Source organism: Micromonospora globispora (genome assembly GCF_003857015.1).
GTDB classification, from domain to species: Bacteria; Actinomycetota; Actinomycetes; order Mycobacteriales; family Micromonosporaceae; genus Micromonospora; species Micromonospora globispora.
Map to the genome: position 1 here is coordinate 1 of NZ_QGGF01000642.1, position 2,228 is coordinate 2,228.

Sequence of the window (2,228 nt, forward strand, 5' to 3'; positions counted from 1 at the left end):
GGCTCCGGTCTCGTGGACTCGGGGATGTGTATAAGCGACAGGGGTACCCGTGGTCGGTCGGCGGGACGAAGGTCTCCTTGATCGTCCGCGGCGACATCCAGCGGACCAGGTTGTGCCAGGAGCCCGCCTTGTCGTTGGTGCCGCTGGCCCGGGCGCCGCCGAAGGGCTGCTGCCCGACCACCGCGCCGGTCGGCTTGTCGTTGATGTAGAAGTTGCCGGCCGCGTACCGCATCTTCTCGGCCACCGCGTCGACCACCCGGCGGTCGGTCGCGAAGATCGACCCGGTCAGCGCGTACGGGGCGATCGACTCGGCCTGGTGGACCACGTCGTCGAAGCGGGCGTCGTCGAAGACGTGCACGCCGAGGATCGGGCCGAAGTACTCGGTGGTGAAGGTCTCGTGCGCGGCGTCGGTGCACTCGAAGAGGGTCGGTCGCACGAAGTACCCGACCGAGTCGTCGGCGGTGCCGCCCGCCAGGATGCGGCAGGTGTCGTCGTCGGAGATCAGCTCCAGGGCGGCGGTGTGCCGGGAGAACGCCTTCTCGTCGATCACCGCGCCGCCGAAGTTGCTGAAGTCGGTGACATCGCCGTAGGTCAGCGAGTCCGCGGTGGCGGCCAGCCGGTCCCGCAGCCCGCCCTCCCAGAGCGACCGCGGGATGTACGCCCGGGACGCCGCCGAGCACTTCTGCCCCTGGTACTCGTACGCGCCGCGGATGAGCGCGGTGTGCAGGGCGTCCACGTCGGCGCTGGGGTGCGCGACGACGAAGTCCTTGCCGCCGGTCTCGCCGACCAGTCGCGGGTAGCCCCGGTAGGTGGCGATGTTCTGCCCGACGGTCCGCCACAGGTGCTGGAACACCTTGGTGGAGCCGGTGAAGTGGATGCCGGCCAGGTCCGGGTCGGCGAGTACGACGTCGGAGACCTCCTCGCCGCGCCCGGTGACCATGTTGATCACGCCGGGCGGCAGGCCTGCCGCCTCGAAGAGCTGCATGGTGAAGTGCGCGGCGAACTGCTGGGTCGGGCCCGGCTTCCAGACGACGGTGTTGCCGAGCAGGGCCGGCGCCGAGGGCAGGTTGCCGGCGATCGCCGTGAAGTTGAACGGGGTGATCGCGTAGATGAAGCCCTCGAGCGGCCGGTGGTCGAACCGGTTCCACACCCCCGGCGAGGACATCGGCTGCTCCGCCAGCAGCTTCCGGGCGAAGTACACGTTGAACCGGAGGAAGTCGATGAACTCGCAGGCCGAGTCGATCTCGGCCTGGACCACCGTCTTGGACTGGCCCAGCATGGTGGCCGCGTTGAGGGTGTCCCGCCAGGGGCCGGCGAGCAGCTCGGCGGCGCGCAGGAAGATGGCGGCCCGCTCCTCGAACGGCAGCGCTCGCCACATCGGCGCGGCGTCCTTGGCGGCCTTGACCGCGGCGCGGGCGTCGTCGCGGGTGGCGTGGCCGGTGACGCCGAGGACGTGCGCGTGCTTGTGCGGCTGGACCACGTTGATCGGCTCGCCGCCGGCCATCCGCTGCTCGCCCGCGATGGTCATCGGCAGGTCGATCCGCTCGGCGGCCAGCTCGGTCAGCCGTCGCTGGAGCCGCTCCCGGTCGGCGCTGCCCGGCTCGTAGGTGCGTACCGGCTCGTTGCGCGGCTCGGGTACAGAGAACACGGCGTCCATCACAGGCTCCTGTGCGATCTCGACAGCGGTGGCGAAATCGGACCCGCGGGCACCGACCGGACGGCCGGACGCCCGGACACCGCGCGGTGGACCGGTCGCGGCGGCGGGACCTCGGCTAATTCTTCCATGCGGCCCCCGGAGCGGAACCCCACCGCCCCGGTGGAACCCGCCGCCGCCCCGCGCCACCCGGACGGACCACCGCACAACGGACCTTCGGCAGACGGCCGCGAACACCCGGCGGACCATCGGCCAGCGGTCCGCGACTCCTGCGAATCGTCGGCGCGCGCCGGGTGCGGAGGGGCGGCCGGGCCGGCGCGTACCCTGGATGGCCGGTGACCTGCCCGGCCTGTCGCGGCCGATCCGGTGTCCGTCGAAAGGGAGACGATGAGCAACCAGCCCGGCAGCTTCACGGCCGCGGAGCCGGACCAGCCCGAGGCGACCCCGACCGACGCCGTCGACCCGGCGGCGGACGCGGTCGACCCGACGGCGGACGGCACCGGCCGGGCGGCGTTCGCGCCCGGCGCGGTGGTGTTCGCGCCGCTGGCCGTCGTCTGGCTGGCGGCGATGCTCT

Annotated in this window: 1 protein-coding gene and 1 pseudogene; one reads left to right on the forward strand and one right to left on the reverse strand. The window is 72.3% G+C overall.

The window, feature by feature from the left end:
* The coding region (gene pruA, locus DKL51_RS31235) for an L-glutamate gamma-semialdehyde dehydrogenase (RefSeq protein ID WP_124813062.1) at positions 1–1,657 on the reverse strand (1,657 nt) is incomplete at its 3' end.
* A gap of 384 nt (positions 1,658–2,041) precedes the next feature.
* Here pruA and DKL51_RS31240 point away from each other — a divergent pair.
* Positions 2,042–2,228, forward strand: a pseudogene (locus DKL51_RS31240) (hypothetical protein); the annotation flags it as partial.